The organism is uncultured Streptococcus sp., assembly GCF_938036805.1.
Lineage (GTDB): Bacteria > Bacillota > Bacilli > Lactobacillales > Streptococcaceae > Streptococcus.
This window is the reverse complement of the sequence record NZ_CALHWC010000217.1, coordinates 1-4,801: the sequence shown is the minus strand read 5'-3', so window position 1 is coordinate 4,801 and position 4,801 is coordinate 1. Positions and strand designations below refer to the sequence as shown.

At 44.2% G+C, this 4,801-nt stretch carries 5 protein-coding genes and 1 pseudogene; 3 read left to right on the top strand and 3 right to left on the bottom strand.

What is annotated here, in order from left to right; translation table 11 throughout:
- The 3 genes and pseudogenes from Q0191_RS09475 to rpiA all read right to left on the bottom strand — a co-directional run.
- A pseudogene (locus Q0191_RS09475) lies at window positions 1-184 on the bottom strand (purine-nucleoside phosphorylase); the annotation flags it as partial.
- 26 nt (window positions 185-210) lie between these two features.
- Entirely contained in the window at window positions 211-1,422 is a 1,212-nt protein-coding gene (locus Q0191_RS09470; protein WP_297665949.1) for a phosphopentomutase, read from the bottom strand.
- 13 nt (window positions 1,423-1,435) lie between these two features.
- Window positions 1,436-2,113: a ribose-5-phosphate isomerase RpiA gene (rpiA, locus tag Q0191_RS09465; RefSeq protein ID WP_297665947.1), complete on the bottom strand. Its 678-nt coding sequence runs from the start codon at window positions 2,111-2,113 to the stop codon at window positions 1,436-1,438.
- A 226-nt stretch (window positions 2,114-2,339) separates the two neighbouring features.
- Here rpiA and Q0191_RS09460 point away from each other — a divergent pair, with 226 nt between their 5' ends.
- The 3 genes from Q0191_RS09460 (at window position 2,340) to Q0191_RS09450 (ending at window position 4,748) form a co-directional block, all read left to right on the top strand.
- Window positions 2,340-2,957 carry a CD20-like domain-containing protein gene (locus Q0191_RS09460; protein ID WP_297665945.1) on the top strand — a complete coding sequence of 206 codons (618 nt, stop codon included), beginning with the start codon at window positions 2,340-2,342 and terminating at the stop codon, window positions 2,955-2,957.
- A gap of 230 nt (window positions 2,958-3,187) precedes the next feature.
- The gene (gene mnmE, locus Q0191_RS09455; RefSeq protein WP_297665943.1) at window positions 3,188-4,561 is read left to right on the top strand and encodes a tRNA uridine-5-carboxymethylaminomethyl(34) synthesis GTPase MnmE; all 1,374 of its coding nucleotides are present in this window, start codon (window positions 3,188-3,190) and stop codon (window positions 4,559-4,561) included.
- A 1-nt stretch (window position 4,562) separates the two neighbouring features.
- Complete coding sequence (locus Q0191_RS09450; RefSeq protein ID WP_297665941.1) at window positions 4,563-4,748, top strand: hypothetical protein; 186 nt, start codon at window positions 4,563-4,565, stop codon at window positions 4,746-4,748.
- The last annotated feature ends 53 nt before the right edge of the window (window positions 4,749-4,801 follow it).

Here is a 4,801-nt window from a genome sequence, read left to right as displayed (position 1 = left end):
GGCCAACGACAGTTGAGCGGCCCCAGTTTGGAATATCCGCATAGTCAAGACTAACAGCATTTTCAATTTCAGAAGCCAATTCTCCCAAACCAGATCCCAGGATCAAGCCGAATTCGGGTTCTGTCATACCTTTTTCTTTCAGAAAGGCTGCCGTTGCTTTGATTTTCTCAGATAATGTTGTCATAAAATATTTCCCTCACTCTCTTATGCTTAGACCAATTTGTCCAAGAAACTTTCACCAATCATGGCCTTGTCGACACCGAAGTTGTCCGCAACAGTTGCTGAAATGTCCGCAAAATGTCCGACAGGCAAGTGACCATTCCCCTTGAGGGATTTACCAAAGACCAAGAGTGGAATGTACTCACGAGTGTGGTCTGTTCCGGCATAGGTCGGATCATTACCATGGTCAGCGGTAATCATGAGCAAATCATCTTCACGCATGTTTTCAATGATTTCTGGCAAGCGAGCATCAAACTCTTGCAGACAATCACGGTAGCCATGCGGATTACGACGGTGACCATAAAGAGCATCGAAGTCCACCAAGTTGGTAAATGAGAAGCCGTACTTGAAGTCCTCAGACTGGATAGCCTTGACTAGATTGTCCACTCCATGATTATTGGACTGGTTGTGGCCCATGTCGTGGTTGATACCAGCACCGTTGAAGATGTCGTTAATCTTACCAACTGAATATGTATCAATACCAGCTTCATTGAGCTTGTCAAGTACAGTTGGCTCAAATGGAGATACTGCATAGTCATGGCGATTGGCTGTACGAGTGAAGTTGCCTGGCTCACCCACATAAGGGCGAGCGATGATACGGCCTAGAAGCGCAGGGCGTTCCAAGGTAATTGAGCGAGCGTATTCGCAGATACGATAGAGCTCGTCCAAAGGAATTACTTCTTCGTGTGCCGCGATTTGCAATACTGGGTCAGCAGAGGTGTAGATAATCAATTCGCCAGTTTCCATCTGACGAGGCCCGAAGTCGTCAATAACTGCCGTGCCAGAATAAGGTTTGTTAGCCTCACGAATAACTTTGCGCCCAGAAAATTCTTCAATTTTAGTCAAGATTTCCTCTGGGAAGCCATTCCAGAAAGTATCAAAAGGCTCAGTAATGTTCAGACCCATGATTTCCCAGTGGCCTGTCATCGTGTCTTTACCTAAAGAAACTTCTTCTAATTTAGTATAGTAACCACTTGGATTTTCCTCAGCTGGTACAGTTTTCAAGGCCTGCTCACGCTCAATATTGCCCAGACCTAGCTTAGCCATATTTGGCACGTCTAGACCGACTGCTTTGGAAATATGTCCCAGCGTATCGGAAGCTCCATCTGGCACCCCTGCATTAACAAAATTGTTAGCATCTGGTGCTGCCCCAATGCCGACTGAGTCCATAACGACTAAGTGAATACGATTAAATTTTGACATGGAAACCTCTTTTCTAGTTGTCTGTTTCTAAAATGTTCACGCCACCTTGTCCTGCGACGATCACCTTGTTGACCATTTTGGTGAAAAGGCCGTGTTCAACAACGCCCACGATATGATCTAATTCTCGGCCAAATTCGACTGGATTTTCGATTGCACCTAGATCTAGATCAATAATGAAGTTCTGCATATCCGTGATAAAACGTTGGCCATTTTTTTCACGGAAACTTGGCTTGTAGCCTGCCTCTACAAAACGACGGAAAACTTGCTCCGCACCATATTGCACTACTTCGACTGGCAGCTTGAAAGCACCTAGCTTTTGAACCAATTTGCTTTCATCAACCACCCAGATGTAGTTCTTGGTAGGTGTCGCGACAACTTTCTCCATCAGCAGGGCTCCGCCTCCGCCTTTGATGCCGTTGAACTGAGGATCCACTTCATCAGCTCCATCAACGGTCACATCGACCTGATCCACTTCATCGATGGATTTCAGCGGAATGCCCAAGCCTTCTGCTTGCTTACTGGTCACGCTAGAGGTCGTGACTGCAGTAATCTGCAAGCCTTCCTCTTTGATACGTCGACCAATTTCCTCGACAAAATAGTAAGCAGTCGAACCTGTTCCCAGACCGACCACCATCCCGTCTTCGACAAATTCAGCAGCTTTGATGCCTGCTAGTTTCTTTAGAGTTTCCATAGCACCTCCTCAAATCAACTATGTTTAGTATATCACAATTCTTTGAAATTTGAAAGTGTTTTCAGTTCTTTAAACGGTTCTTCACGTTTTAACAGTGCTCCATTTCACGAAAATCTCCTTAAAATCTTGCTCCTAGTTCTATTTTACGCTACAATGAAGATAGGCAAATTATTGAAAGAAATACATATTTCAAGTAGTAAGCTATAAAAAATCTGAGGAGGTTGTTATGATGCAGCAAGAAAATAAAGTTTTAGGTATTTTAGCCATTGTCTTTGGATCAATCGCTTTACTTGGCTCCTGGATACCAATCATCAATTATCTATCTTTTTTTATCGGTACCATTGCTCTTATCCTTGCTATTATCGGTCTCATTATTAACAAAAAGAAACCGAAAACTTTGGCTATAATTGGCTCTGTCATTTCCTTTTTTTCCTTAATCATCGCACTGGTCACTCTATCATTCTATTCCCATATGTTCAATGAGATGGGAAAAGGACTTGATGTTCTAACAAACTCTTATAGTTCCTATTTTGATTCGTCAGAAAGAAAAGAAGAAAAGGAAAAAGAAGAAAGTACGACGTTTACATGGACAAAAGCAGAATTTGATGCACTCAAAGAGGGCGATATTTTGAAAAGAGGTGCAGGCGGAACAAAATACGACGACGTCATTCGCGACCACGGCAAACCAACTGACGAAACTACTTCTACTGTCAGCGGCTCTGAATTAAAAACCATCACCTACTTACCAGGAGGAAGCAAATATCAAGCCGTCATCCTAACTTTTTCAAAAAACGAAGACGGTTCTTTCCTACTGACTAGCAAGATAGGAACAGGTTTAGAATAACATAAATTTCCTACCCGACAGCTGTTTATCTTCTACCAATATTGGAAAGAACTCTAGCCGTCAGTCGCATTTTACTAAGACACAAGGATTTAACTATCACTTTCCTATTATACATATTAATTGATGCAAAGTAAGGACAAAATGATGCACAAGTCTCAAAAACTTTTTGGGTGAATTTTGGGCGAACTGGTAGGAAAAGCTTATTAAATAAGCTTTCAGAAAGGATATACATGATAACACGAGAATTTGATACAATCGCTGCGATTTCGACCCCTCTTGGGGAAGGAGCCATCGGTATCGTCAGACTAAGCGGGACTGACAGCTTTGCTATTGCCCAAAAAATCTTTAGAGGTAAGGATTTAAGCAAAGTGGCCAGCCACACACTCAACTACGGCCATATCGTTGACCCTCAAAATCAGGAGATTCTGGATGAGGTAATGGTCGGCGCTATGCGCTCTCCCAAGACTTTCACCCGAGAGGATATCATCGAGATCAACACCCACGGCGGAATTGCGGTGACTAATGAAATCCTGCAGCTGGCTATCCGCGAGGGGGCTAGAATGGCAGAGCCTGGCGAATTTACCAAACGGGCCTTTCTTAACGGGCGCGTGGATTTGACTCAGGCTGAGGCTGTCATGGACATCATCCGCGCCAAGACCGATAAAGCCATGAACAATGCTGTCAAGCAGCTGGACGGCTCTCTTTCTGACCTTATCAACAGTACCCGTCAGGAAATTCTCAACACACTGGCTCAGGTCGAGGTCAACATCGACTATCCTGAGTACGACGATGTTGAGGAAGCAACGACGGAAATCATTCGTGAAAAAACGCTAGAATTTGAGCAACTTCTGACCCATCTTCTCAAAACTGCGCGACGAGGCAAGATTCTTCGCGAAGGTATTTCTACTGCTATCATCGGTCGACCTAATGTTGGCAAATCCAGCCTCCTCAACAATCTTCTGCGTGAGGACAAGGCAATTGTGACCGATATCGAGGGGACAACTCGTGATGTGATCGAGGAGTATGTCAATATTAACGGCGTACCGCTCAAGCTTATTGATACCGCAGGGATTCGGGAAACGGATGATCTTGTAGAGCAGATTGGCGTTGAGCGCTCTAAAAAAGTCTTGCAGGAAGCTGACTTGGTTCTCTTGGTTCTCAATGCCAGCGAGCAACTAACTGACCAAGACAAACAATTGCTTGAAATCAGCCAAGACAGCAATCGCATCGTTCTACTGAACAAGACCGACCTTGAAGAAAAGATTGAACTAGACCAGCTTCCGACTGATGCAATCAAGATTTCCGTCCTCCACAATCAAAACATTGATAAAATAGAGGATCGTATCAACCAGCTCTTCTTTGAGAATGCTGGAATTGTCGAGCAAGACGCCACCTATCTGTCCAATGCCCGCCACATCTCTCTCATCGAAAAGGCTGTCGAAAGCTTGCAAGCCGTCAATCAGGGATTGGAACTGGGCATGCCGGTAGATCTCCTCCAGGTCGATTTGACTCGTACTTGGGAAATCCTTGGTGAAATCACTGGTGACGCTGCACCAGACGAGCTCATCACCCAGCTCTTCAGCCAATTCTGCCTAGGAAAATAATATGGGAATCACAGAGTTTTTCAAAGCAAAAAATCTAGGCGAATACCTAGAAAGTCGAAAGAATGGGCAAGTCAGAGAGCGCATCCAAAAACGCAGCTGGTTGGAGGTTCTCCTCCACAAAGCCCGCACTACCAAAATAAATCCTGAAAATCACCAAAAAGTGAAGAAAACGAAACACGGTTCTTGAAAATGAGCTGCACCCCAAAAGTTAGACAGAAAAAATCTAACATTTGGGGTGTT

Bases quoted from the DNA above. Each gene is read 5' to 3' on its own strand.
- mnmE (WP_297665943.1), top strand. From the start codon at position 3,188: ATGATAACACGAGAATTTGATACAATCGCTGCGATTTCGACCCCTCTT.
- rpiA (WP_297665947.1), bottom strand. From the start codon at position 2,113: ATGGAAACTCTAAAGAAACTAGCAGGCATCAAAGCTGCTGAATTTGTC.
- Q0191_RS09450 (WP_297665941.1), top strand. From the start codon at position 4,563: ATGGGAATCACAGAGTTTTTCAAAGCAAAAAATCTAGGCGAATACCTA.
- Q0191_RS09460 (WP_297665945.1), top strand. From the start codon at position 2,340: ATGATGCAGCAAGAAAATAAAGTTTTAGGTATTTTAGCCATTGTCTTT.
- Q0191_RS09470 (WP_297665949.1), bottom strand. From the start codon at position 1,422: ATGTCAAAATTTAATCGTATTCACTTAGTCGTTATGGACTCAGTCGGC.